We start from the raw sequence: 25,477 nt of genomic DNA on the forward strand, positions 1-25,477 counted from the left end.
GATAGCATTGAAGGGGTAAGTAATATTTGAGGACTATTACTCCCTAAATATAAATAATTCCTATCAGGGAATTACTCTGTTACGCTTCAATTCTTCAAATATGTCGAGGAACATCTTTTCTGTATCTACATACTCATTAAAACCGAGTCGTCTGGCTTTTGATCCATCAGCGAAGAAATCATAATCCCATGAAAAGACGAAATCTCCGAAGCCCCACGAAGCGACGTCTTTATAATCATACAATAACCCATACTGTGCTTTCATCTTATCCCACAAACCGACCTTTTCTGGCATTACAGTCCCCAGTGACAACTGTAAGGGCGCATCCACTTCCAAGCCAAAATAAGCGGCAATTTTAGGCCACATTGTCTCCCAACGGAATAAATCTCCATTTGTGATATTAAACGCCTGATTTGCGGCGGTAGGCATTGTTGCGGCCCATACGGTTGCCTTTGCTAACAACCCTGCATCTGTCATTTCCATAATCTTGTTATAGGCGCCTGGTTTACCTGGAAATCTTAAAGGCGTCCCCATCTCCTTCGCTATGCTGGCATAAGTGGCAATCAACAATGCGAGGTTCATGGGGTTACCCAAGGCAGTACCACCTACCACTGATGGCCTGATAGCAGACCAAGTCCAGGATTTCCCTACCTGCAAATCTTCGAGGTAATGCTGTTGATCCATGTTAAAATCGGCCGACATATGCCTGCCTGCATCCGATTCCTTAGCCGGCGTAGTAAACGCTCCTAAGTGCGCACCATAAACCTTATACCCCTGCATTAGGCTAACATGCTGCAACTGCGTAGCCACTGGTTCCTGCACTTCCATCAGATTTCGAATCATAGTCATATTAGGCGCTACCAGCTCTCCCCAGGTAGGCTTGTCTATATAGGCAGTATAAAATATATGCGTGACCGCAGGGAGACCACCCAACTGTTTTTCAGTATCTGCCCTATCCAACAGGTCCACTGCTATATGTGTCAGTCGTCCTGAAGAGGTGCCTCCCCTTCTGGATAAACCTATTACTTCCCAATCTTCTAATGACAACAGATAATCGGCCAGGTTCTTTCCTATCACCCCTTGTGCGCCTGCTATTAATGCTACTTTTTTCATCTTTCTGTCTTTTTGATGATGCAAAGTTCAGTTGTCTGCCAGGGCTATCTGTTGTACATTAGTGGGGTTAAATGGTATTTTTTTAGGAATGAAGCGTTATATCCAACATGAATATCTCCGGGTCTCACATTTTACCGGAACCGAGTGGCAACATCCGGTACATAACCATAATCATTTTGAACTGATCTTCGTTCATAAGGGTGCGGGCAATCATTGTATTTCAAATATGGTAGTCCCTTTTGAAGGACCAACTGTCTTCTTCCTCGGCCCCAGCGATGCCCATCATTTTGAACTACATCAACCTACCACCTTCACCTTTCTGAAGTTTACCAATACCTACCTGGGTGATAGTCATTGGAACCAAACACTAGAACACCTCCTACAGGCTTCGCGACAACAACGACTCATAGTACCATCATCCGCCTCGGAAAAAACAGACCAGCTCATACGACTCATTGTGCAAGAATGGAAGGAAGACCGTAATGAGAACAGCGCTACTATACGGTATCTCCTGCAAGGCTTATTATCTATGGTGCAAACCTTTATCCCTGCAACTGTTGATAATATCCCTACCAAACATCAACAGAAAATCACCGCGCTGCTGGATTACATTCACAATCATATCCTCCTCGTTGATCAACTGCAAACGGAACAACTAGCAGCACAATTCGATCTCTCCAAACATTATCTGGGCGTATATTTTAAAGAACAAACAGGCGTTACGCTGAGAGATTATATCACGCGGTATAAATTACATCTCATCGAAAACAAACTATTACACAGCGGACTTTCTCTAAAGGAAATCAGCCATGAATTTGGCTTTAGCGACACCAGCCACTTTAATAAATTCTTCCGAAAACATCACCAGATGAGCCCTTCTGCTTTCAGAGCAAAAGCGGATACAGATAAGCAATAATCATAGGTATTTTTGGATTAACATTAGAATAACAATATTAGTTATATGATTTTTTAGCTATACTAAAAATTCATATAACACTGTATCACACTGGCATTCAGCTTATTTCAATGATCATAATAATGCCAAAATTTAATTAAAACTAGGGTATTCGCGTCCTTCCTCTCCTTGTTAGAAAGATTATAATTGATAGATTTGCGCACCTTCATTTAAATATGAGGCTTTATCATAACCTTTCTGCCCCGGAGTAAGCCTATTTTTAAAATTCCTGAAAATTCGTAGGGAAAAATTAAAGTCATTCCATGTTTGAGCATGGAATATTACATCAACCATGTCCCATTTTTCAATCAGAGATCTTATCCATAAGATCTCGAAAGGTTTAATCCGAATCCCTAGTTTTCAACGAGGTTTCGTTTGGGATGCAGATTCAGTAGCATTCTTGTTTGACACCATATACAAAGGCTTACCCTTTGGTACAGTTTGGCTATGGAGAACACGTGAACAATTAATCACCGAAAGGGAATTAGGTCCGTTTAAACTACTAGATAGGGATCCAGATTATCCCATTGATTATGTACTGGACGGCCAACAAAGGTTAACATCTCTTTTTTGTGTCTTTCAGAATGAACTCATTACCTATAAAAGTACGGGGAATACATTCAACATATACTTTGATATAACCGCCAATGCTGTTCCCCAAGAGTCCCAGTTCTATGCACTTAATCAGGATGATGTAGATGAGAACAGGCATTTCCCATTAAATTGCCTGTTTGATACTATAAAATATCGAACCGCTACAGAACGGCTTCCTATTGAAATCCGGCTCAAAATAGATGAGTTGCAAGCGATATTCAAAGAGGTTCAAATTCCCTATCAATCCCTTGAAACGGATGATAGAACCAAGGTGGCACTTGCCTTTGAAAGGATGAACAGAATAGGTGTTCCATTGGATATATTCCAACTGTTATCCGCATGGACCTGGAGCGATGATTTTGCATTACAGAGTATATTCAATGATTTGGCTACAGAGCTGGAGCCCTTCGGTTTTGAGGAAGTTGGGGTAAACATAAATCTACTGTTACGCATTACAGCGGCTGTTTTGGTCAAGGATGCCACACCTAGCCGATTAATGAGTATCAGAGGGGAAATGATCAAAGAACGTTTTCCTGAAGTAGTGAACGGCATTCGAGGGGCAATTGACTTTTTGCAGATGAATCTAAATGTGGCCTGCTTAAAAAACCTGCCTTATGAAAATTTACTGGTTCCCTTATCTGTATTTTTCTCCAGTCAAGGATCTAAAAGCTTTCAGTCTACTGATAGCCAACGAATCACCATTGAAAAATGGTTCTGGAGAACATGCTTCTCTAGAAGATATAGTGCTGGAGGACTTAAACCTTTAAACAGGGACATTATCGAGATTATAAAATTGAAAAATCAAGAAATTAGCAATCTCGCTGCCATCTCCTGTAATATAGGAATTGAATACTTTCAGGACACCCTGTTTCAAATGGGGAACATTAATACGAGCACGTTTATTCTGTTGTTAGTACAGCAAGCTCCCAGGAGCTTAATATCTGGAAATATGATATCCCTACGTGAAGTACTCAAGGAATATAATAGAAATGAGTTCCATCACATTTACCCCAGAGCCTATTTAAAAGCATATCCAGACGATATCCCCTTTCATGAAAATTGTCTGGCTAATTTTTGCATCCTATCCCAGAGCGATAACAAACAGATTGGTGGGAATAAACCCAGTATTTATCGACGAAAACTGGGAGAAAATATTGAGGAAAGATGTCAATCTGCATTAATCGATGAACAACTCTTAGTGAGCGACGACTACAAGAAATTTATTGAAGACAGGTCCAGAAAATTATTGAATGCGACGGACTCCTTAATTAACTTAAACCTTATAAATGATGTTGAAGTACAAGCTGGAAGAAATCTTTAAGCACATTCACATGAAGGATTTAACCCTTAGAATTGATTCTCTTTTTATTAATAATGCCAAAAAACCGCTAATATATGACCCTCCCTATCAGCGAAAATTCTTTTGGAAAACAGTCAAGTCAACCAACCTTATAGAAAGCTTATTTATGGATGGAGAAGTCCCCCCATTAATGCTATTAGATAAAGGAACCTATTATGAGGTCATAGATGGAAAACAACGTTCTCAGTCCATTATACTTTTTTTAAATAATAAATTAAGATTGAATAGTGCAGGATTGGATAAGCTTCCATGGTTAGCCAACAAAAGACTGAAAGACCTAGATCCCGATTTGATTAAAAAGTTTAAAGCAATAACAATTCGGGTTATTATTATTAGTCTGCACGGAGAAGCGGAACAGAATGTGGAGATGCAAGACCAGATTACCCGTGAAATATTTAAACGCTACAACCTGGGGATGACAGCGCTACGAAAAGTGGAGGTCTATGTGGCACAATTTCTCCAAAATAACCTCAATAACTATTTTAAAACCACTATTAAAAATACCCCTGTCATTCTTCGTCAATTGGAAGAAGTATTTGATCATAAAAAGAAAAATCTAGAAACCTTGATGCAGCATATAAGGCAATTACTCGTCCAGGATCAGGTACCTATTGCCCGTTTTGCTAAGGAGAGAGATGACATTATAAATAAATACTTCGACATATATTCCTCTCAGCATGTTCATGCAAAAGATATCCAGGAAATTTACAAGCAGTTTCAGGAAAAAATATTTTATCTATACGAAATAAAGGAACAACTAACACAACAAAAGGTGGAGACCAGTGGGCGTGTATTCGATACTATCTACTGGGCACTGTCTATATGTGGAAAGGAAAAAATCCGATCTGAAAATATTTATAACCGGAGCTTCACAGAAAAACTGGTAAAATTCATAAAAAAAAGCAATAAAAAGTTTCAGTTCGAGGCGGAGTTAATGCATAATGCTACCATCGAACGCTATGCATGCATAGCTACATTTTTCAAAACAGAAACAAATATCACGTTTGAGAAATATTTAAAAGATTCTACTGAATCAATAAAAACTGCTAAGCAGTATGAATTGGATTTTAATGAAAAAAATCAACTTCACGAAAATGAAATTAAATATGTAACAAAAACTCACCCCACCAGCCAAACCATCATGGACATTATTAATCAGATGAGTGAAAATATGTTCATCATACGCCCACCCTATCAAAGGCAGGAACTGGAGGATATACGCAAAGCATCTGCACTCATTGAGAGCATATTGATGGGGCTTTCATTACATCCGATTTACTTGTATAAATATGCAGATGGCACCGTTGAGGTAATAGATGGACAACAAAGATTATTGTCGATAGTGGCATTTAAAGGAGAGCAATACCTAGATGAAAATAATAAAATGGTCCATAGTAAAAAACATGCATTTGCATTGGACCTCCCATCAAGCACAATGGGTTTACATGGAAAAAAATATTCGGACCTATCTGACAAACAACGTCAAGCTATTGATAGCTTTCAGTTGTCTATTGTGGAAATTCATGAAAACAATAATGATTACTTCAGGCCTGAAGAATTATACAACCGCCTAAACCGTAAGCCCAATCCAATAACAGAACATACTTTTGAATATTGGAATGCTTATGGAGATAAAGATATTATTGCTGCAATAAAAGAGTGCTTTCAGCGAAATAATTGGTGCTATTTAAGAATAAATGATAATAGGTATCAGAACGAAGAAATTTTCACAGGACTAGCTTTCCTTCACTATCAGATAGGACCTAAAGGCTCTGAAATGAAAACTATCAGGAGACATATGGAACGTCACCGTAGTGACAACAGGCTTTATTTACGCATCAAGTTTAAAAAATCGATTACAGCACTACTAAATAATCCAACTGAAAAATCTAAATTCTTAGAAAGCATTCAATCCTTTGAAGATGAATTTCTGTTCAAATTAAAGTTGCTAAACAATACCCAATCATCTACTGACACTAATAAGTCAAACTATTCAAAAGTTGATAAACTTTTAAAGGCCGGGCAATTAAGAACTATTACTAATTTCTTCCTGGCCTGGATAATATTGAAAGGGATCAGCACCTACGCCATTAAATACAATCCCGGGCTTGTATATAAACTGGTTCTAAAAACTATTCATCAATCTAAATCATGTGAATCTGCGGCGGAACTATATAGCTTAGTTGAAAATGCATGGAAGGCATGTCAACCAGTGGCAGTAACCTGATAATGAAAGGAATCTTTTACGTAAATACCTTCAGCGCGAAAAGTAAATAGTACTTATTACCACTACATCCGACTCCTTTTCCGTAAATTTCTTCCACTATGAAAAAGTTATTCATTGGGATATGCTTAATATCCTTGTATACATACGTCCATGCACAATCAGGTGATGCAGCCCTCGCCAAACAAGCGATTGCCATCAAGAGCATAGATCCAGCAATCCACGACTATACCGACTTATCTGCCCTCCAAAAGGCAATAGGCAATAGTCGCATTGTTATGCTGGGAGAACAAACCCACGGCGAAGGCACTACGTTTTTGGCTAAAACCCGCATCATTCAATATCTACATGAACAATTGGGATTTGAAGTACTGGCCTTTGAAAGTGGATTATATGATGTAACAAAGATCTGGAACAACACACAAGCTGGCGCCTCCTTTAAAGCGGAAGTCCCTGGCAGTCTCTTTTACATGTATGCTACTTCCCAGCAAATGTTCCCCCTCTTCGACTATATCCAGGCACAACTTAAAGGCCCTAAACCACTACTGATAGCAGGTTTTGAAAGTCAACACTCCGGTAATAAAGCCAAAAAAGAAATGTTCCCGGATTTTGAAGCATTCCTACAAAAACAATCCCCTGCTACGTTAGACAGCAACTGGCACTTATTTCGCCGGTTAAGTGAAGCTACTTTCGCTTCCAGAGACTTTCGCCCATCCGCTACCGAACAGACTACCTTCTTGCAGGAATTGCAACAGCTAAAACAATTACTGCATGATAACAGCAGCACTGTAAAAACTAACTTTTTACAGGATAAAAGCTTCTGGTACCAAGTAGTTTGTAGTATAGAATCGCAGTCGAAGCGTTACTGGCAACTGGTAGAAGGCAATGAAATCAATGTGCGCGACAAACAGATGGCGGAAAACATCATCTGGCTGGCAGACAGGGCTTATCCTGGCAAAAAGATCATTATCTGGGCACATAATGGCCATATTGCTAATAGTACAGGTAAGATAGCAGGAAACGGGGCACTCCAACAATTTTACAACACTTTCATCCCGATGGGGAATACACTACGATCTCATTTTGGGAAAAACGTATATGCGTTAGGGTTCTCCGGATCAGAAGGGAAATATATGGATTATGTTAGTATGAAAATCGTAGAAGTTCCTGCTCCAAAACTGAAGAGTATAGAGGCGGCATTGGCTGCCAAACCGTTCCAATATGCACTATTGAATTACCGCAAGGCAAAGAGTCCGCTGGACAGAGAACAAACTGGATGTATCGGGGATTTTATGCCCGGCCAAGCAGTATGGCTGAACGTATTTGATGGCCTGTTCTTTATCCGTAAATCCATCCCAGTTGACAGGTAATCAGACATATCCGATTACCTTCAGTACTGTCACTGCGATTAACACCAGGGAGAGAATGTACAATATCCAATTGGCAGTGGCCCTTCTGGCATCGGAGAAGAGGCGATTTTGGTAAACGGCTTTTACAAATACATGCAGGAATATCAGTAGTGCAAGACAAGATAGAATAAGGATAATGGGATTGGTACTCATAGTCATTCCAACGAATCCGCCCAACATCAATAGCAACCCGATAAACCTGTATTTTTCATGAAATGCTTTGACATCGGATTCGTCAAAAGGACGAATTTGTTCCAACTGCTCTTCCAGCTCTTCATAGTTATCCAGTGCGGAAGGAATCTGCATCATAGCCCCTGTAGTTTCTCCGCGAATGATGATACCATTTCGCACCCTGGACATATTAGAGATCTCGAACACAGACAAGGAAAGCTCCGGAGATCCTTTCTGACGGCGGATAATATGGAGATCATTTATTTCTATTTCCATGCTGGTATAGATGTCCACTGCAATTTTAATGCGCCTATAGCTAGACCATCCAAAATATAGGAGCAATATCACTGGAAACCAGTACATGCTATAGGTGTCGGCGAAATGGTTGTCAAAGAGGTAGAAATAAGCAAACATCAGTACCAGTGCGATGAATACAATGGCCTGATTGCGGATAAATCTGTTTCTAATCGCTGTGATTCCTTCTTTGCCTATTTTATAGATGCGCATTTGATACCTATTGATCGATAGCCTAATTTAAAATAAAAAAGGGATCATGTGTTACACATGATCCCTTTTCTTTATAGAAAGACTATTCTTCGTCTTCTTCCTCTTCGCCATCATCTTCCAGCCATTCCATGTAGGAATAGTACCAGTCTTCCAACTGTTCCAGCAGTTCGATCTTCTTTTCAGGCGCGTTTTTGAAGAACTCTTCCACGTTATCGATCTCATGAACGATATCGATGTAAGCAGTTTCTTCATCCTCTTCTACGCGTTTAGCAAAGAAGCGTGGCGCCTGGGTATGAAAGATATATTCATTTTCTGGATCTGTAACTGGATCGTCGGCAATTAAAAATTTAGGTAACTGTGCCATAGTGAGTTATTTACTTTTTAATAATATCAACCTGTTTAGGGTGGTACAAAAATATTGATTAAATGATTATAAAAACGGCAGGGGTTGAGAAAAAACTGTTATAAAAATTTGCACATTTTTTTTAATCTTTATAAACACTATAAACCCATACCAAATGCAGGAGTATTGGACAAGATGGGAGCTATGGATGCGGAATCACGCCCCCAAGATGGTAGGTATCCTTAACCCCGGCGCCTCTTACAACGATATGCAAGACCTGGAAACCCTTACCGGCCTACAAATGCCGGATTCCTTCCGTATTTTTTATGCCATCCACAATGGGCAAGGAACGTCCAGGGCTGGCCTCGTTAATGGAGATAAACTGTTGTCTATTGCTGAAATCATCGATAAGTGGTCTGGTTGGAAGGAACTCTTGGATAATGGCGCTTTTACCCATAATGGGGAACTGTTACGTTCTGAACCAGATACAGGCATCCGTCCTGAATGGTGGAATCCCAAATGGCTGCCTTTCACCAGCGATGGTCTTGGGAATCACCTTTGTCTAGACTTCGACCCCGCCTCTGGCGGCCATTACGGACAAATCATTACCATGTGGCATGATGATGCCCACCGGGAAGTAATCGCGACCTCCTTCGAAGACTGGGTAAATAATTACGTTACCAGTCTTGAAAATGGAGAATACGTTTATCAAAAAAAATGGGGAATTATCCGTAAGGATAGTAGGTATAATTTTAAAGATTAGGGAGACACGCAGTTATCTAACTGGAATGGTTACACGAAAAATATCATTTGTGGTTTTCTGTCGCATTACTATCCACACGTGGAACCTCTATTGGTTTAATTGTCTGCAATGCAGGATGTATCGCGGAAGTAATTTTCACCATACCAGTAATTGTTCCAGGTTTAGGTGGTGCATATGCTACTACCACACATTCCTGCAGTGTATCACAAGCCGGCTTCACACTACTTTTTGATATCGCCTTACAAGGCATTTTTTTCTTAGACGCCTGTGTATTATGAATGACCGTTGATTTCACCTGACTAGGATGCTGCTGTGCAATAGTAGCATCGCTTAGCATCAGCATTCCTGCAGTGAGTACAAGCATGGGAATAATCCTGGATTGCGGTGTCATTGGCTGTAATTGCCGCCTTAACTGCACATTCCGGAAATGACCGCAAACAGCATCCTCCCGGCCTTTGAAATATGCCAGTAATTGTTCATCGGTAAACTGAGTGAAATCGATCACCATTTTCTGGCAGTTATTGCAAAATCTGCCATGCTCCACAGCTACCATTTCATCCCAGCTTTCTTTACAAGGTGAGGGAATAGACAGGTACAGACCACGTTTCATAGGCGAAGGAATTATAAGAAATATACGAATTCTGCCGGGCAAATTAGCTGCAAGCACGTCATCACCATCATATAAAGCCATTCAAGACTTATAAACAATTGATTAACAATTTATTTCTTGTTCTGGCATTATTGTTGAAACTATCATGATGAACAATAAATATCAAGTTTTATGAAAGCTCCAAAAAACTTAACCATGCTAATGTTTGCTGCATCTTTTGGTGTAGTAGCCTCCGTAACTGGACAGCGGGCATTTGCACAAGGAATCGACAGCACCGTCAAGAAAATTGGGCATAAAACTGCCTCCATCGCGGTAAAAGGTACTTCTGCCGTGACAGATAAAATCTATAAAGGCAAAGAAGGCCCTAATGGACAAACAGTTTATATCGATAAGAAAGACAGAAAATTTATTGTAGATGAAAAGGGTAAAAAAGTTTATCTGAAACCCAGCCAAATCCACAATAAAGTGCAGAAAGAAAAATAGGTGCTCACTAACCGAAAAGCCAGTTTTAGTCTCAAATAGAAAAAGCCGGAAAGGATATCCTTTCCGGCTTTTTCACGTTATTGAAACCAGGTTGAAACTAACTTACTTTACTTAATGTGGGATTAGTATGCATATGCTCCGCGTGTTCAGCTCCAAGCTGCCGCCAGTTCTCATCATAATAAACGAAAAATGCCATCCATACCGCACGAGACAATCGCATGATCAACGGCTGTAAAACCACCAGCAACGCACCATTCACACCCAACCACCAGAAAATACTATTGTCATGAATGGAGAACCCAATTAATACCCACCAGGCAATCAAACTAGCTACGCAGATTGCAATGGACAATGCATAGCTTACATATCCAGTACCAAAATAAAATCCTACTTCTACCTCTATCTTCTGACCACATACAGGACAGTACTCTGGCATCTCCATGAAATGCATCAGGTCATACGGATTCTTCGTTTTATAGATACTTCCGCGACGGCAACGGGCACATTTGTTACCAAGCATGGAAAGTAAAAAATTAGGCTTCTTGTCGTGAGTTTTATCTGCACACATTGCGAAATGTTTTATTGTCAAACAATATTCTTTCTGAATTCTTCAGGCGTTACACCAGCATATTTGCGGAAGAACTTCGTGAAATAAGAGTTATCCGCGAAATTCAACTGGTATGCGATGGCCGAAATACTTGTATCTGCATTCACCAGCAGTCGCTTTGCCTCCAGCAATACCCGGTCGCGGATTACCTCTCCCGCAGATTTCCCTAGCATATGCTGACAGAAAGCATTCAGATAATTCGGTGTAACATATAGCATGGCTGCATAGTCTTTCGGCAAGCGCTGTTGCATATAATGCTGCTCTACCAGTTTACGGAAATTCCGCAGCAACAGGTTGTTATGCAACATCTCTTGCTTTACTGGCCCCACTTGCGTACTCCTGCTCACCCGGATAAACAGCTCCAATATCAGTAACCGCAACATATCCAGGTTATAAGGCCTGTCGGAATTTACTTCTTGCAACATTTCCTCAAATAAAGGCTGGATTTCAGCGATCGTTTTTGGATGGACCATTATCACACCTTCCGCGGCCACTCCGCTTAAAAAGGGGAATCGTTCCACATAATCGCCATCCTTTAGAAACCCATTGAAGAAACTGGCAGATACATTCACCACATAACCATCGGTAGGCCCATCGAAATACCATCCATGTACTTGACCAGGTACCATAAAATACAACTGTCCCGGATTCACAGGGAAACGTTCGAAATCAATGGTATGCGTTCCACTCCCACTGGTAAAAAGTGCCAAATGGTAAAAGGAATGACGATGCGGAAAATGAATGTGACTATGTGCAGCGAGATAGTCCGGAAACTTTGCTACCACTACTTCTTCCTGGGAAGGCTTTCCCATTACCAGGGAACATATATCGTATGTAGGAATCGCTGCCTTTGCCATGATGACACAAAGGTACTATGCGGCCGGGTTAACCTGTTGTGGTATTAAGTGCTTTAATGGTACTTTTTACTTATTGGGGACATTTGCGCTAAAATCTACCATAAAAAAGAACTGCGCCCTTTAGGAGCGCAGTTCGTATGATTATTTAACATATTTGGTCAACCACTGATCCATTTCCCACAGCATATGGAGAATGCTTTCCTTCGCTGCGTAACCATGACTTTCCTGCGGCAGGAAAACCAGGCGGGCAGTGCCTCCGTTTCCTTTCAGGGCGTTATAAAGACGCTCACTCTGGATCGGGAAAGTACCGGAATTATTATCGGCCTCGCCATGAATCAGCAGAATAGGCGTTTTCAGCTTATCTGCATAAGAGAATGGCGACATTTTATAATACACATCAGGCACCTGCCAGTAAGTACGTTGCTCATTCTGGAATCCAAAAGGAGTCAGCGTACGGTTATAAGCGCCACTGCGAGCAATACCTGCTTTGAACAGATTCGTATGCGCCAACAAGTTCGCAGTCATGAATGCGCCATAAGAGTGGCCACCCACTGCAACACGGTTTCTATCGCCCACACCCATATCGGAAATCTTGTTGATAGCCGCTTCTGCGTTCATTACTAACTGATCGAGGAAGTTATCGTTTGGTTCTTTATCTCCTTCACCAACAATAGGCATTTCCGTAGCATCCATTACCGCAAATCCACGCGTTACCCAGAAGATCGGTGAACCGTAGGTTACACGGGTGAAACGATATTCAGAACCACGTACCTGTGCAGCATCGCTGGCAGATTTGTACTCGCGCGGATAAGCCCACATCAATACAGGCAAACGACCATCTTTAGCAGGATCATAACCTTTAGGAAGATACAACATAGCCGTCAGATCAACGCCATCTTTACGTTTGTATTTCAGCAGTTGTTTCTGAACGCCCAGCAGTTGTGGCTGCGGATGAGGGAATGCGGTCAATGTTACAGTGGATTTCTTTTTCAGGTCCTGCAAAATATAGTTTACAGGGGTAGACACGGATTCGCGAGAAGTAACCACTACTAATTTCACCGGATCGATCACATCTTCCACTTGTTCATAATATGGCGCTTTTGAACGCCAGATAATATCCTGTTTTTTGGATTTCAGGTTGAACTTAGAGAGGAATGGCCTGTCGCCCTCCGGAGATGCACCTGGAGCACGCATTAGCAGGTCGCCGGCAAGAGATACATACACTACAGATTTACCGTATTGGTTTTTCACCGTTACAGGAGTACCTGGGTCATTATAACGATCATTTTCAGATCTGTCGATAATGGTAACCGGCGCCTGTCCTGGTGTAGAAGGATTGAAAGTGCTCACTTTGGTTCGTTGCTGGGCATTATTAGCTTCTGTTAACAGTGCCAAAGAAGGATTTGCCCAAGATACGCCATAGAGTCTTTCTGGCGTTTGTGCCAGTACCACTGGTTCTGCGGTAAAAGGTGCATCCAGACTTTTCAACGCATCACGGAAAGGTACTTGCTTCTTTGGATCACCGCCGTCGAGGGCCTCTATCCAGGTGATGGTGGCTGGTGCATCTGCTCTCCAAGCATATCTGCGCGGATAGTTGGAAGTAGCGTCAAAGCCTTTCGGACGTACTTCATCCAATGGCTTCAATGATAATACTTTTACTTTTTCACCATTCATTTTCAGAATGGAGGTAACAGTCGGGAAACGATCCGCCCCTACCAGGTAAGAATATGGGTGACTGATTTCGCTTACCAGGAGATATTGTTTATCAGGAGAAGGCATCGCTTCCGCATAAATACCAGGTTTAGCTACTACCTCTTCTTTGCTGCCATCTGTGATAACCAGTTCTGATTGGAAATAATAATCAAACAATTGCTCATCGAACGGATTTTTCAGCATATCCTGGTAAGTAACTGCTGGAGCGGCTTTACCACTGGTTTGCTGTACTGTTGGTCCTTCTGGAGCGAGTTGTTTTTCTGGCGCTTTCAGCATGAACGCTGGTACCGACTGAATCAGGAAACGATTTTCATCCAGCCAAGTATACGCTGCACCGTAGGTATTATTCAGTTTTCTATTGCTTACCTGTTTAGCGGCGCCAGAGGCTACATCCGCTTTCCACAGAGTAATGCTGTTATTATCGGATACAATAAAGGCAATGCTTTTGTCTGCCGGTCCCCAGGTCACACTGCTGATGCGCGCGTTAGTAGGCAGGCCTGTTACTGCATATTCTTTACCGGTACTGATTTGTTTGATCTTAATGGCTGTTACATACGCAGCACGACTAGGACCGAAGTTCGCAGGATTGATACGCAAGCCCGCCAGGCGGTATTCTGGCTGCGATAACTCTTCAATAGAAGGATAACTGGAACGATCCATTATTAACATCATATCCCCTTTCCCGCTGAAATCAACTGATGGCGAAGGAGCTGCCATGGCCAGTTCCATAATGCTCTGTGGAGGTGTCTGATACTTCAACGCCTCCTGTGCATACACCCTGAAAGAGATTAACAGGGATAATGACAATACCAATTTTCTCATATAGCGATTTAAATTAAAACAACAATTTTTCCAATTATATAGGTCAATCCCGACAAAATAGAACTATTGACAGGGAATCCAAAATGTTTTGTGATAAATGCGAGGTTTCCAGTTTGAATGCTTGACTTATTATAAAATATCCTACTTTTGCAAACATCTGATGATATGATGAATAAAATAGCAGCACCCGTTAAGAGATCTAGTCTTGCTGAAGAAGTAGCAGGACGCCTACAGGACGCCATTGTTTCTGGCAAATATGTAGTGGAGCAGCAATTGCCCACAGAGCCGGAGTTGATGGCCCAGTATGGCGTAGGGAGAAGTAGTATACGGGAGGCTATTAAGATCCTTGTGAACAGGGGATTTGTGAAAGTGCAGCAGGGTCTTGGCACCTTTGTCATATCGCAAACCGGTTCCGGTGAGCCTTTGGCGCAACGCCTACAGCGAGCCGATTTCGAAGATCTAAACGAAGTAAGATTAGTACTGGAAGTGCGCATTGCGGAAAAAGCAGCGATGTCGCGCGGCCAGAAGGATATCGAGAAAATGAAAGGATTTCTGAAAAAACGCTATGAATATGCTGTCAGCCACCAACTGGAAGCCTGTATACAAGCGGATATCGACTTCCATAACGCCATCGCGCAGGCTGGGAAGAATGAAATCATGGTAGAACTATATGGTACGGTTGCCCAACTCCTGATGAAATCATTCGTATTGCGTTATGGTAATACGCAGACATTTATAGAGACACAGCACCTCCATGACGCCCTACTCCAAAGTATCATCGATAAAGATCCGAAGAAGGCATGGAGCTGCGCCACTAAAATCGCCACATACAGCAAATAGCTGTTATTTTTTATCCATAAACATCAGATGATCTGATCTTAAAATTTCCTCCATCATGTCAACAACAACATTAGCCGAACAACAAGATCCGCAGGTTGCGGAGAAAGTGGCCCAGCAGACCGTTTTCTCCATTCTGATTGCCCTTAGCTTTACGCATCTGCTGAATGATACCTTGCAGTCCCTTATTCCGGCTATTTATCCGCTGGTAAGGGAATCCCTGAAATTATCTTATTCCCAGGTAGGATTGATTACCCTCACCTTCCAGATGTCGGCCTCCATCCTGCAACCGCTGGTAGGTTTGTTTACCGATAAAAAACCGCAGCCTTATTCCCTGGCAATTGGCATGACCTTCACATTACTTGGATTGGTAAGTCTTGCTTTCGCACATACATTCCCGATGGTACTGGTATCTGTGGCCCTTACTGGTGTGGGTTCTGCGGTATTTCATCCGGAAGCCTCCAGGCTGGCGCATATGGCTGCAGGTGGCAAACATGGTATGGCCCAATCCCTCTTCCAGGTGGGCGGTAATGCCGGTAGCTCCCTGGGGCCACTCTTGGCAGCGGCCATCATCGTGCCTTTCGGGCAACGTAATGTAATATGGTTTTCCCTAGCTGCATTGTTGGCCATCATCGTGATGCTGAGAATCAGTAAATGGTACAAGGGAAATATGCATCGGGCGAAGCCTAAGAAAGCAGCGAAGCAACTGGAGCAATCGCGTCTCCCGAAATCTACCGTTGTATTCTCGCTGGCTATTCTGTTGGTGCTTATTTTCTCCAAATACTTCTACATGGCCAGTATGACCAGCTATTATACTTTTTACCTGATCAATAAATTCCATGTCAGTGTACAAAGCGCCCAGATTTACCTGTTCATATTCTTGTTTTCCGTTGCTGCCGGCACTTTCATTGGCGGCCCTGTGGGCGATAAAATAGGCCGTAAATATGTGATCTGGATTTCTATATTGGGCGTGGCGCCGTTCTCTCTGCTGTTGCCACATGCTACACTGTTCTGGACCGCAATACTCAGTGTATTCATCGGCGTTATCCTTTCATCTGCTTTTTCTGCTATTCTCGTGTATGCGCAAGAGTTAGTACCAGGAAACGTAGGTATGATCGCTGGATTGTTCTTCGGACTGGCCTTTGGTATGGGTGGTATAGGTTCTGCCCTCTTAGGTAAACTGGCTGATAAAACTAGTATTGATTATGTATATCAGGTATGTGCTTACTTACCGCTGATAGGTTTGCTGACGGGCCTTTTACCGAACTTAGAAAAGCACAAAAAATAGCATTTAACTGATTTCAGTTAGATTCGCACAAAATCGAAAACGACATGTGGAAAGGAATATTGCTGGTATTGTTGGGGGCATGTAGCTTTGGCATATTGTCTTCTATTGTGAAACTTGGCTACCAGCAAGGATTTACACTTGGAGAACTTTGCAGTCTCCAAGCGGGATACGGAATGGTTGTATTATGGCTGATTCACTTCCTTTCAGGGAAGGTCACATATGGACTTAAATCGAAAGATGTACGTACCTGTTTTATACTTGGCAGCAGCACCGGTTTGGTGAGCATTACTTATTATCAGGCGGTGCAATATATCCCTGCTAGTCTGGGTATTATCCTGCTAATGCAGTTTACCTGGATGAGCATGATGGCCGAATGGATTGTTTATAAGAAAAAGCCGACCGCCATACAATGGGTGGCTGTAGCGTTTATCCTGGCAGGTACATTCCTGGCGGGCGGAATACTCAACAGCACGCAAGGAGAGATTAGTCTGAAAGGGATTGGTTTTGGACTGTTGGCCGCATTTTTCTATACCATATTTATTGTAGTGAGTGGCCGCATAGGGCGGTCCCTCACTCCTGTCCTAAAAAGTGCCTGGATAGTAACCGGGGCATTTATTCTGATTACCCTGATTTTCCCGCCGGCATATCTTGTCAACGGGCGTTTAACGGGAACCAGCTTATGGCTTTGGGGTGTACCCCTGGCCCTGTTCGGAACGGTATTACCTCCTTTCCTCTTTTCTAAAGGCATGCCCCAGACTGGCGTGGCGCTGGGAGCGATTCTTAGCGCTGCGGAACTGCCAGTAGCCACCATTGCAGCCACTATTTTGTTGCATGAAAAGATTACGCCCATCCAGACCTTGGGCGTGGCCATTATCCTGGGAGCTATAGTACTGGCCAATCTGAAGAAAAAGGTTGTACCGGTGGTGGAGAAGCAGCTAAATTAATCTTTTGGGGAGACACGGGTCCGGGACTTGTAAGGCGCTTTTTTTATTTATCTTTGCTCCCTCGTATTAGAATTAAGTGAATTACGAACAGATTTTCCATGAAAGCATTTAACTTTTTTATTCTATATCGTTTTCCAATAGGTATCGTCCTGTTGATCGGCGGTATTATCCTGGGGTCGACAGTTGGTTGGTGGGAAGCGACCATTTTACTGGTGTTGGCGGTGATTTGCATTGTTACACACCTGATGTTTGGTCCAATGCGCCTGGTACAGGAAGCTGTTGAAGCGGGTGATCTTGAAAGAGCTACTGCCCTGATGAACCAGGTGAAATTCCCTAAACTGCTGTATAAACCAATTCGTTCCGTATACTTCTTCATGCAGAGCAATATGGCGATGTACACCAATGACCTGGATAAAGCAGAAGCTACTATCCGTCAGAGTATTCAATCCGGTAGCCCGATGAAAGAATACGAAGGTATGCAGTACTTCCAGTTGGGTACCATCGCTTATCAGAAACAAGACCTGAAAACTGCTGATCAGAACCTGAAGAAAGCATTGCGTATGGGTCTTCCTGATAAAGAAAACACCGCAGCCGCCCTGTTGACATTGGCTTCTATCGCTATGTCTCGTCGCGACTTCAAATCTGCTAAGGAATATTTCCGCAGAGCAAAGGCTCAAAAGCCTACCACTTCCCAGATCGTTAACCAGATCAAGGAAATGGACAAGTATATTTCTAGGATGCCAGGTTGATCTGTCAACCCGTCTTCTACATAAAATTTTTAAAGCAGGATAAACAATGTCCTGCTTTTTTTATTATTCCAACTGTCATATCCTTAATGAAGCAAATGTCCACGAGAATTATTTTATCAGCCTTACTGCTATCCGTCGGAGGTACCGCCCTGGCGCAAGATAGCAGTCGTATCAGTCAATTGGAGGGCATCACGGTTACCGCCACCAAAGGCCCGCAGAAAGCGAGTGAAACAGGGAAAGTAGTCACTATTCTCTCCCATGAATATCTCCAGAAAAACAGCGGTAAAACCATTTCCGATATCCTGAACCAGCAGACAGGCCTCGTTGTCAATGGCGCGAACAATACGCCAGGAACTCCGCCCATCGTGTATATGCGAGGAGCGGCCGCCGGAAATGTGTTGATACTGGTAGATGGGATTCCCGTAAGTGATGCCTCTCAGATTTCCGGGGCATTTGATTTGAATTTTATATCACCGGATGAATTAGAACGGATAGAAATCCTGCGGGGCGCGCAATCTACCCTTTACGGGTCCGATGCCGTAGCAGGTGTGATCAATATCATCACCCGGAAAGCCGGCGACAAGCCTTTCGGAGCCGGCGCAAGTGTAGGCTATGGCAGTTATAACGATAGACTGGCCACCGCCAATGTACATGGCCATCTCTCTAAATTCTCTTATCTCGCCGGTTATAAATACGAAAAAGCAGATGGCTTTTCTGATGCCATAGATACTACCGGTCATGCCAACTACGATAAAGATGGCTTCCATCAACATAGCGTATTCGCCAAACTGGGACTGGATGCAGGTAAACGCTGGAATTTCCAATACCTGTTTAATTACAGCTACTATTATCACACCTTGGACGAAGGCGCTTTTGTAGACGACAAAGACTATTACGGCAAATTCAAGTATATGCTGAATGCCATTCACGGCACTTATCAGTTCAAAAAGGGCACCTTGCATCTGTTGTATAGCTACCAGTCCAACAACCGGAAAATCGTCAATGATTCCGGGTATGTGACCACTACTGGCTTTGCCAAATTCGATAGTACCCTATTCACTTCCCGCACGCATCAAGCAGAGGCCTACGTGAATGTAGACTTACTGCCCCAACTGCGTTTGATAGGTGGAGCCGCCTATACCAGGTCTACCGATTACCAGAATGACTTCCTCGTATTCAATTCGCCGGGTGCGTCCCTGTTTCATACGGAGTTATCGCCGGATAGTGTGAAGGTGAAGCAGATTAGCGGATATGCGTCCCTGTTATTGCGTAACCTGCATGGGTTCAACCTCGAAGTAGGCGACCGTTACAACCATCACAGTTTATACGGAGGTAATAACACCTTTACTTTCAATCCATCTTATCTACTGGACAATAGGCATAAGTTTTTCGCCAATATATCCTCCGGGTATAAGGTGCCCACCCTTTACCAGCTTTACTTTCCTGGCTACGGCAATAGGATGTTGCAGCCAGAAAAGACCGTGAGTTATGAAGCTGGTTACCAGGTGATGTTGTCTAAAGTGAATTTCCGCGCTACTGGCTTCTATCGCGATACGAAAGACCTGGTCATCTTCTATTTTGATCCGGTTACTTTCTTCTCTCAGTACCAGAATGCCAACCGTCAGAAAGCCTATGGAGCTGAGGCAGAGATGGAATGGGATATAACGAGAGACTTGCATCTCACGGTTAACTATACTTACACAGATGGAAAAGTAACGATCCCTCAGGCTGGTGGCAAGGATACCTCCTATTATAATCTCTACCGTATCCCGAAAAGTGCTTTAAATGCCAATCTGGGCTACCAGGTAACCAAGGCTTTTTATGCTAGCGTGGCTTATAAATATATTGGTCAGCGCTATGAAGGCCCTGTGGCAATGGGAGATTATTACAACCTGGACCTTTACGGTGAATATAAATTTGGTAACTTGCTTAAAATTTTCGCCGTATTCCGGAACGTAACAGATTATAAATATTTTGATATTACCGGATTTAATTCCAGAAGGTTTAATTTTAACACCGGTTTACAGCTTAACTTTTAAATATTAAAACCAACATATGTCTTTAAAGAATCTTAATCCACAATTTGGCATATTGCTGCTGTTTATTATCGTAGCAGGCGTTATCAGAGTTGTGTTAGGGGCAGATGCGAGCATGACTCCTATTGCTATGTACACACCAATTGGCGCGATGGCGTTGTTTGGAGGAGCTACTTTCCAGCAGAAATGGAAATCGTATGTGTTTCCTTTGCTGACTCTCTTCGTAAGTGATGTAGTACTGATGCAGGTATTCCATAAAGAGTATGCTTCCGGTCTGCTGTACAGTGGCTGGTATTGGACGTACCTGAGCTTCATCCTCGTTGTAGTGATAGGTCAGGTAATGATTAAGAAAATAGCAGTGGGCAATATTGTGCTGGCATCTGTTGTAGCAGCTATTGTTCATTGGATTATTTCCGACTTTGGCGTTTGGATTGCTGGCAGCACTGATTTGCTGACTGGTAAACCTTATACAAAAGATATGGCTGGTTTCATCAGTTGTTATGCACAGGCGATCCCTTACATGAGATATTTCCTGATGGGTACCCTGATCTATTCAGGCGTTTTCTTCGGCGGCCTGGTAGCGGTACAATACAAAAAACTGCGCGCGGCGCATTAATTTCATATTACTATCAATTAATTTAGAGATTCATTGAGTGTAAAACTTCGGTTTTGCACTCTGGAATCTCTAAGTTATTTTAGGGCCTATCTTCTTCAGATAGCATCAGCAATATATTTGTCAATAGCACGGGACAATCGTAAAATAAACCAATAGCACATATGCGCAAATTTTCACGCTCCCTTCAAATGCCGCTTGTACTGGCAGCATTAGCCGTGATGGGAATTACAGCCTGTCAAAAAAATGAAGCAGGCGTCACTGTTCCACAGGTTGTTGACCCAGTCATAACGAACGGAAAAGACACCATATATCTCGGAGACAGTCTAAAATTATCTCCTGCTCTCAGCAATGTTTCCGGAACTCCTACCTATCTATGGATGGTCAACGGCACACCTGTTAGTACTGACTCTACTTTCCTTTTCAAGCCAACAGATAGAGGAGATTATACTATTTCCTACAAGGTGACCGCAGGTAATGCACAATCTCCTTTCTACTATCGTATTAAAGTACTGGCGCCATTTGAAAATGGTTACTTCATTGTCAACGAAGGTAATTTCCCTGGTCCGGGTGGTGTGAACTTCTATCGCAATGGCGACGATACCATGATGCTGAATGTGTACAACAGGATCAACCCAGGAAAATCATTAGGAACAACTACCGAATTCGGGGCTATTCATAACAATGTTTTATACATGGTTTCCAAGCAAGGGCCTTTCGTAGCAGCAGATGCGTTCTCCATGAAAGAAACGGGTCGTATTGCTACGTTGCCAGCAGATGGCCGTGCTTTTCTTGGTATAGATAATAGTCGCGGTCTATTGAGCACTGCCGATGGTGTTTACCAGGTAAACCTGCAAACTTTTACGCTGGGTGCTAAAGTAGCCGGTATTAGTGGCCAGGCAGGCAGCATGACCAAATCAGACAGCTATGTATTTGTGCTGACGCAGACGGATGGCGTAGTAGTTTTGAACATCAACGATTTATCTGTTGTTGCTAAACCAGTGAAAGCGGATGTAGGCTTCGCGAAAAGCCAGGATGGCCGCGTATGGGCAGGTACAGGTACTAACCTCTACTCCATCGATGGTAATACCCTTGCAGTTAAAACGTATACCGTTCCATTCACTATCTACGATAGCTGGGGCTTCTGGAATCCAGGTTCTTTCTCTGGTTCCAAGTATGAAAATGCGATTTACTTTGCGCAAACTGGCCAGTACGGTGGCGGTACCAATATTTACAAATTTGTACCAGGTATAGATACTACCCTCACCACTCCGCTGATCAAACTGCCAGCAGATAAAGAACTGTATGGTGCAGGCGTACGTTTCAACTCCAGAGATACTACCCTGGTGGTAACAGCCATGAAACCAGGTTATGGTACCAACAGTCAGCAAAACACGCTGTTGATCTATAATGCTATCAATGGTACGTTGAAGAAGAGTGTTGCATATACCGGTTATTTCTTCCCGGCTATGCCAGTATCTAACTAATTGTTTTATACATGATATATTTGATCACAGGCGGTGTCAGATCCGGAAAGAGCAAATATGCGCAGGACCTGGCCTTATCCATGAGTGCACATCCGGCATATGTAGCCACCGCCCGCATCTGGGATGATGATTTCGCAGAGCGGGTAGCCAGACATAAATCCGATCGTAGCGCCGCCTGGATCAATTATGAAGAAGAACGTTATGTGAGTAACCTGCCCCTAGATGGGCATACCGTTGTTATAGACTGTGTAACCCTATGGCTTACTAATATCTTTGAAGAAACCTCTCACGATGTGCAGGCCAGCCTGAAAGCCATACAGGCCGAAATTGACGCCTTGCATCAAAAAGCCGGCAATTTTATAATTGTCAGTAATGAATTAGGAATGGGCATACATGGCGAAACCCTCATTGCACGCAAGTTTGCAGATTTACAGGGCTGGACCAATCAATATATTGCCCGTGCAGCCGATAGCGTTATATTAATGATATCCGGCATTCCCGTTGTGATTAAAAAAGAATAGAAATAAACGATGATTACACCCGTATCTTATGTGCTCAGGGAAGCATTGCAGGAAAAGATAGATCAGAAAACAAAGCCACCCGGTTCATTAGGAAAACTAGAACAGGTGGCGCTACAGGCAGGACTTATCCAGGAAACACTGGAACCAAAAATTACTAATCCTGCCATCATTGTATTTGCAGGGGACCATGGTATTGCCGCGGACGGACTCGTAAATCCTTTTCCACAGGCCGTTACCACGCAAATGGTCTACAATTTTTTAAATGGAGGAGCAGCCATCAATGTGTTTTGTCGGCAACAAAAGCTGGGACTCAGGATTGTGGATGCAGGCGTGAACCACGAATTTGTGGGGCACCCCGGATTGCGCGATCGCAAAATTGCACTGGGAACGAAGAATTTCCTGCACCAGCCAGCCATGTCATTAGAACAATTACAACTGGCCATGCATGCTGGCGCCGAAGAAGTGGTAGCCTTGCACCAGGAAGGCTGTAATACCATTGGCTTTGGAGAGATGGGTATCGGCAATACTTCTGCTGCCGCCCTGCTCATGAGCCATTTCACCGGTATTGCTATAGACGATTGTGTAGGAATAGGCACCGGTACCAATGCACAACAACTAGAACAAAAGAAAGCTGTACTTCGCCAAGTACAAGCCAAACATGGCGCTCCGGCCTCTCCTATGCAAGCTTTGGCGGCATTCGGTGGGTTCGAGATCGCTATGATATCCGGCGCTATTTTGAAAGCAGCGGAATTGAAAATGATCATCGTCATAGATGGCTTTATTGTTTCTGCCGCCTTGCTGGCAGCAGCAGCTATGCAGCCTGCCGTAAGTGGATATTGCGTTTTCGCGCACTGTTCCAACGAGAAAGGCCACCAGGCGATGTTGAAGCAGTTGCAGGTATCTCCATTATTACAACTGGATATGCGACTAGGAGAAGGTACTGGCGCTGCCCTGGCTATTCCCCTCATCCAGAATGCCGTCGCATTCCTGAATGAAATGGCCAGCTTCAATAGTGCACAGGTTTCAAATCGGACGATATGAGAGAACAATGGCAACTTTTCCTGACTGCTCTCATGTTCTATACCCGTCTTCCTGTTCGTGTAGGCAAAACCTATAATCCGGAATTACTGAATAAAGCGACCAAGTATTTACCGCTAGTAGGCTGGATTACAGGCGGATTTATGTTGCTGGTGGTATGGGCCTTCGGCGACATCGCTCCGCGACCACTGACCGTGCTCTTGGCACTTAGCGTCAGTATTTGGGTGACAGGCGCCTTTCATGAAGACGGCTTCGCAGATATGTGTGACGGTTTTGGCGGTGGATGGACAAAAGAGCGCATCCTGGAAATCATGAAAGATAGCCGCATCGGGACCTATGGTATGTTAGGGTTGCTCATGCTGATGGCAGCTAAACTGGTATCGCTCATGTACCTGCCCATTCATATCATGATGCTGGCCATCATTGCGGCACAACCATTAAGTCGGTTTACAGCACTGACCATTATTTACACACAACGATATGTAAGGGAAGATGAAGACAGTAAAGCCAAACCTATCGCCAAGGGCATTACCACCCAGGACCTCATTTTCGCAGGCGTATTTGGGCTGGGGCCTTTCCTCGTGGTGACACTGTATCTTCAGAACTATACTTTACTCATCACCATACTTGCCATATTCATGGCCCGGCTGTATATGGCCCGACTCATGCAGAAATGGATCGGCGGATATACGGGGGATTGTTTGGGTGCAGTACAACAGGTCTCCGAAACAGTCATATATTTGTGTTTTTGTATTCTGGCATGGAAATTTACCTGATCCGGCATACCACGCCGGCCGTAGAACGTGGAATTTGTTATGGTTTTTCCGATATAGACGTAGCGCCAACTTTTGAGAGCGAAGCAGCCCGTATAAAGGCTTTGATGCCAACCAAGCCAATGGATGTATATGCCAGCCCGCTGCAACGCTGTTCCAAACTGGCCACTTACCTATATGGTTCCGATTTCACTACCGACAGACGTTTAATGGAGCTCAACTTCGGCGACTGGGAGATGCAGCGCTGGGATGATATGGGCCCTGATGCCCTCCAGAAATGGATGGATGATTTCGTGTATACAAGGGTTCCCAATGGAGAAAGCTATGAAGACCTGTATTTACGAGCACTAGACATGTTGAATGAAGTGATTTCCAAAGGGCGGGATGCCGTATTGGTTACCCATAGCGGGATCATCCGGGCTCTACTGGCGCATGTGTCTGGTACCTCATTGGAAAAATCTTTCGACCGAAGAACCGAATATGGAAGAATTGCCTGCTTGAAAGCAGCAAACAACCAGGTAGAAATTGTTTTTTATAATTCGTAATATATTTATTTACAATATATTAAGCATATTACATGAAATATGCTATCAAAAACCTGAAAAAACCGGAATTCGTGCTAACTTTATGTGTTGATTGACCATTTATAAATACAAAGAA

At 43.2% G+C, this 25,477-nt stretch carries 24 protein-coding genes; 17 read left to right on the forward strand and 7 right to left on the reverse strand.

Annotated elements, in window-relative coordinates; all coding sequences use genetic code 11:
• Positions 1-63: 63 nt before the first annotated feature.
• On the reverse strand, positions 64-1,113 hold the full coding sequence (locus tag JO154_RS17015; protein ID WP_291947682.1) for an SDR family oxidoreductase: 1,050 nt from the start codon (positions 1,111-1,113) through the stop codon (positions 64-66).
• Between the two features lie 88 nt (positions 1,114-1,201).
• Between JO154_RS17015 and JO154_RS17020 the strand changes: the two genes are divergently transcribed.
• From JO154_RS17020 to JO154_RS17035, 4 genes are all read left to right on the forward strand, one after another.
• The gene (locus JO154_RS17020; RefSeq protein WP_291947684.1) at positions 1,202-2,029 is read left to right on the forward strand and encodes an AraC family transcriptional regulator; all 828 of its coding nucleotides are present in this window, start codon (positions 1,202-1,204) and stop codon (positions 2,027-2,029) included.
• 331 nt (positions 2,030-2,360) lie between these two features.
• On the forward strand, positions 2,361-3,983 hold the full coding sequence (locus tag JO154_RS17025) for a DUF262 domain-containing protein (protein ID WP_291947685.1): 1,623 nt from the start codon (positions 2,361-2,363) through the stop codon (positions 3,981-3,983).
• Between the two features lie 10 nt (positions 3,984-3,993).
• On the forward strand, positions 3,994-6,249 hold the full coding sequence (locus JO154_RS17030) for a DUF262 domain-containing protein (protein WP_291947688.1): 2,256 nt from the start codon (positions 3,994-3,996) through the stop codon (positions 6,247-6,249).
• Between the two features lie 98 nt (positions 6,250-6,347).
• Positions 6,348-7,616 carry an erythromycin esterase family protein gene (locus JO154_RS17035; protein ID WP_291947690.1) on the forward strand — a complete coding sequence of 423 codons (1,269 nt, stop codon included), beginning with the start codon at positions 6,348-6,350 and terminating at the stop codon, positions 7,614-7,616.
• Here the strand turns inward: JO154_RS17035 and JO154_RS17040 are convergent, their stop codons facing one another.
• Positions 7,617-8,333: a hypothetical protein gene (locus JO154_RS17040; RefSeq protein ID WP_291947692.1), complete on the reverse strand. Its 717-nt coding sequence runs from the start codon at positions 8,331-8,333 to the stop codon at positions 7,617-7,619.
• 82 nt (positions 8,334-8,415) lie between these two features.
• A complete protein-coding gene (locus JO154_RS17045) occupies positions 8,416-8,697 on the reverse strand; it encodes a hypothetical protein (protein WP_291947694.1) in 282 nt (93 codons plus the stop codon).
• A gap of 154 nt (positions 8,698-8,851) precedes the next feature.
• Here JO154_RS17045 and JO154_RS17050 point away from each other — a divergent pair, with 154 nt between their 5' ends.
• Positions 8,852-9,439: an SMI1/KNR4 family protein gene (locus JO154_RS17050; protein ID WP_291947696.1), complete on the forward strand. Its 588-nt coding sequence runs from the start codon at positions 8,852-8,854 to the stop codon at positions 9,437-9,439.
• A gap of 43 nt (positions 9,440-9,482) precedes the next feature.
• Here JO154_RS17050 and JO154_RS17055 read toward each other — a convergent pair whose 3' ends face one another.
• Entirely contained in the window at positions 9,483-10,049 is a 567-nt protein-coding gene (locus JO154_RS17055) for a hypothetical protein (protein WP_291947698.1), read from the reverse strand.
• Between the two features lie 171 nt (positions 10,050-10,220).
• On the opposite strand from JO154_RS17055, the gene JO154_RS17060 reads away from it, so the two are divergent.
• The gene (locus tag JO154_RS17060) at positions 10,221-10,532 is read left to right on the forward strand and encodes a hypothetical protein (RefSeq protein ID WP_291947700.1); all 312 of its coding nucleotides are present in this window, start codon (positions 10,221-10,223) and stop codon (positions 10,530-10,532) included.
• Between the two features lie 97 nt (positions 10,533-10,629).
• Here JO154_RS17060 and JO154_RS17065 read toward each other — a convergent pair whose 3' ends face one another.
• The 3 genes from JO154_RS17065 to JO154_RS17075 form a co-directional block, all read right to left on the reverse strand.
• Positions 10,630-11,052, reverse strand: a complete 423-nt coding sequence (locus JO154_RS17065) for a DUF983 domain-containing protein (protein WP_291947701.1) — start codon at positions 11,050-11,052, stop codon at positions 10,630-10,632.
• Between the two features lie 65 nt (positions 11,053-11,117).
• The gene (locus JO154_RS17070; RefSeq protein WP_291947703.1) at positions 11,118-11,996 is read right to left on the reverse strand and encodes an AraC family transcriptional regulator; all 879 of its coding nucleotides are present in this window, start codon (positions 11,994-11,996) and stop codon (positions 11,118-11,120) included.
• Positions 11,997-12,137: 141 nt separating this feature from the next.
• A complete protein-coding gene (locus JO154_RS17075; RefSeq protein WP_291947705.1) occupies positions 12,138-14,531 on the reverse strand; it encodes a prolyl oligopeptidase family serine peptidase in 2,394 nt (797 codons plus the stop codon).
• A 147-nt stretch (positions 14,532-14,678) separates the two neighbouring features.
• On the opposite strand from JO154_RS17075, the gene JO154_RS17080 reads away from it, so the two are divergent.
• The 11 genes from JO154_RS17080 to cobC all read left to right on the forward strand — a co-directional run bounded on the left by JO154_RS17080 (position 14,679) and on the right by cobC (position 25,362).
• On the forward strand, positions 14,679-15,371 hold the full coding sequence (locus JO154_RS17080) for a FadR/GntR family transcriptional regulator (RefSeq protein WP_291947707.1): 693 nt from the start codon (positions 14,679-14,681) through the stop codon (positions 15,369-15,371).
• 55 nt (positions 15,372-15,426) lie between these two features.
• On the forward strand, positions 15,427-16,656 hold the full coding sequence (locus JO154_RS17085) for an MFS transporter (protein WP_291947709.1): 1,230 nt from the start codon (positions 15,427-15,429) through the stop codon (positions 16,654-16,656).
• Positions 16,657-16,700: 44 nt separating this feature from the next.
• The gene (locus tag JO154_RS17090) at positions 16,701-17,600 is read left to right on the forward strand and encodes an EamA family transporter (RefSeq protein WP_291947711.1); all 900 of its coding nucleotides are present in this window, start codon (positions 16,701-16,703) and stop codon (positions 17,598-17,600) included.
• 98 nt (positions 17,601-17,698) lie between these two features.
• Positions 17,699-18,349: a hypothetical protein gene (locus tag JO154_RS17095; protein WP_291947713.1), complete on the forward strand. Its 651-nt coding sequence runs from the start codon at positions 17,699-17,701 to the stop codon at positions 18,347-18,349.
• A 95-nt stretch (positions 18,350-18,444) separates the two neighbouring features.
• Entirely contained in the window at positions 18,445-20,388 is a 1,944-nt protein-coding gene (locus JO154_RS17100; protein ID WP_291947715.1) for a TonB-dependent siderophore receptor, read from the forward strand.
• Between the two features lie 16 nt (positions 20,389-20,404).
• A complete protein-coding gene (locus JO154_RS17105; RefSeq protein ID WP_291947717.1) occupies positions 20,405-21,001 on the forward strand; it encodes a DUF6580 family putative transport protein in 597 nt (198 codons plus the stop codon).
• A gap of 161 nt (positions 21,002-21,162) precedes the next feature.
• Positions 21,163-22,485, forward strand: a complete 1,323-nt coding sequence (locus JO154_RS17110) for a DUF5074 domain-containing protein (RefSeq protein WP_291947719.1) — start codon at positions 21,163-21,165, stop codon at positions 22,483-22,485.
• A gap of 11 nt (positions 22,486-22,496) precedes the next feature.
• Positions 22,497-23,006, forward strand: a complete 510-nt coding sequence (locus JO154_RS17115; protein ID WP_291947721.1) for a bifunctional adenosylcobinamide kinase/adenosylcobinamide-phosphate guanylyltransferase — start codon at positions 22,497-22,499, stop codon at positions 23,004-23,006.
• Between the two features lie 9 nt (positions 23,007-23,015).
• Positions 23,016-24,047 (forward strand): nicotinate-nucleotide--dimethylbenzimidazole phosphoribosyltransferase, encoded by a 1,032-nt coding sequence (gene cobT / locus JO154_RS17120; RefSeq protein ID WP_291947723.1) that lies wholly within the window; start codon positions 23,016-23,018, stop codon positions 24,045-24,047.
• A complete protein-coding gene (locus JO154_RS17125; protein WP_291947725.1) occupies positions 24,044-24,820 on the forward strand; it encodes an adenosylcobinamide-GDP ribazoletransferase in 777 nt (258 codons plus the stop codon). The genes cobT and JO154_RS17125 overlap by 4 nt, the downstream gene beginning before the upstream one ends.
• Complete coding sequence (gene cobC / locus JO154_RS17130; RefSeq protein WP_291947728.1) at positions 24,805-25,362, forward strand: alpha-ribazole phosphatase family protein; 558 nt, start codon at positions 24,805-24,807, stop codon at positions 25,360-25,362. Before JO154_RS17125 ends, cobC begins: the two co-directional genes overlap by 16 nt.
• Positions 25,363-25,477 lie beyond the last annotated feature (115 nt).

This window comes from Chitinophaga sp. (assembly GCF_019236475.1).
In the GTDB taxonomy this organism is placed as follows: domain Bacteria; phylum Bacteroidota; class Bacteroidia; order Chitinophagales; family Chitinophagaceae; genus Chitinophaga.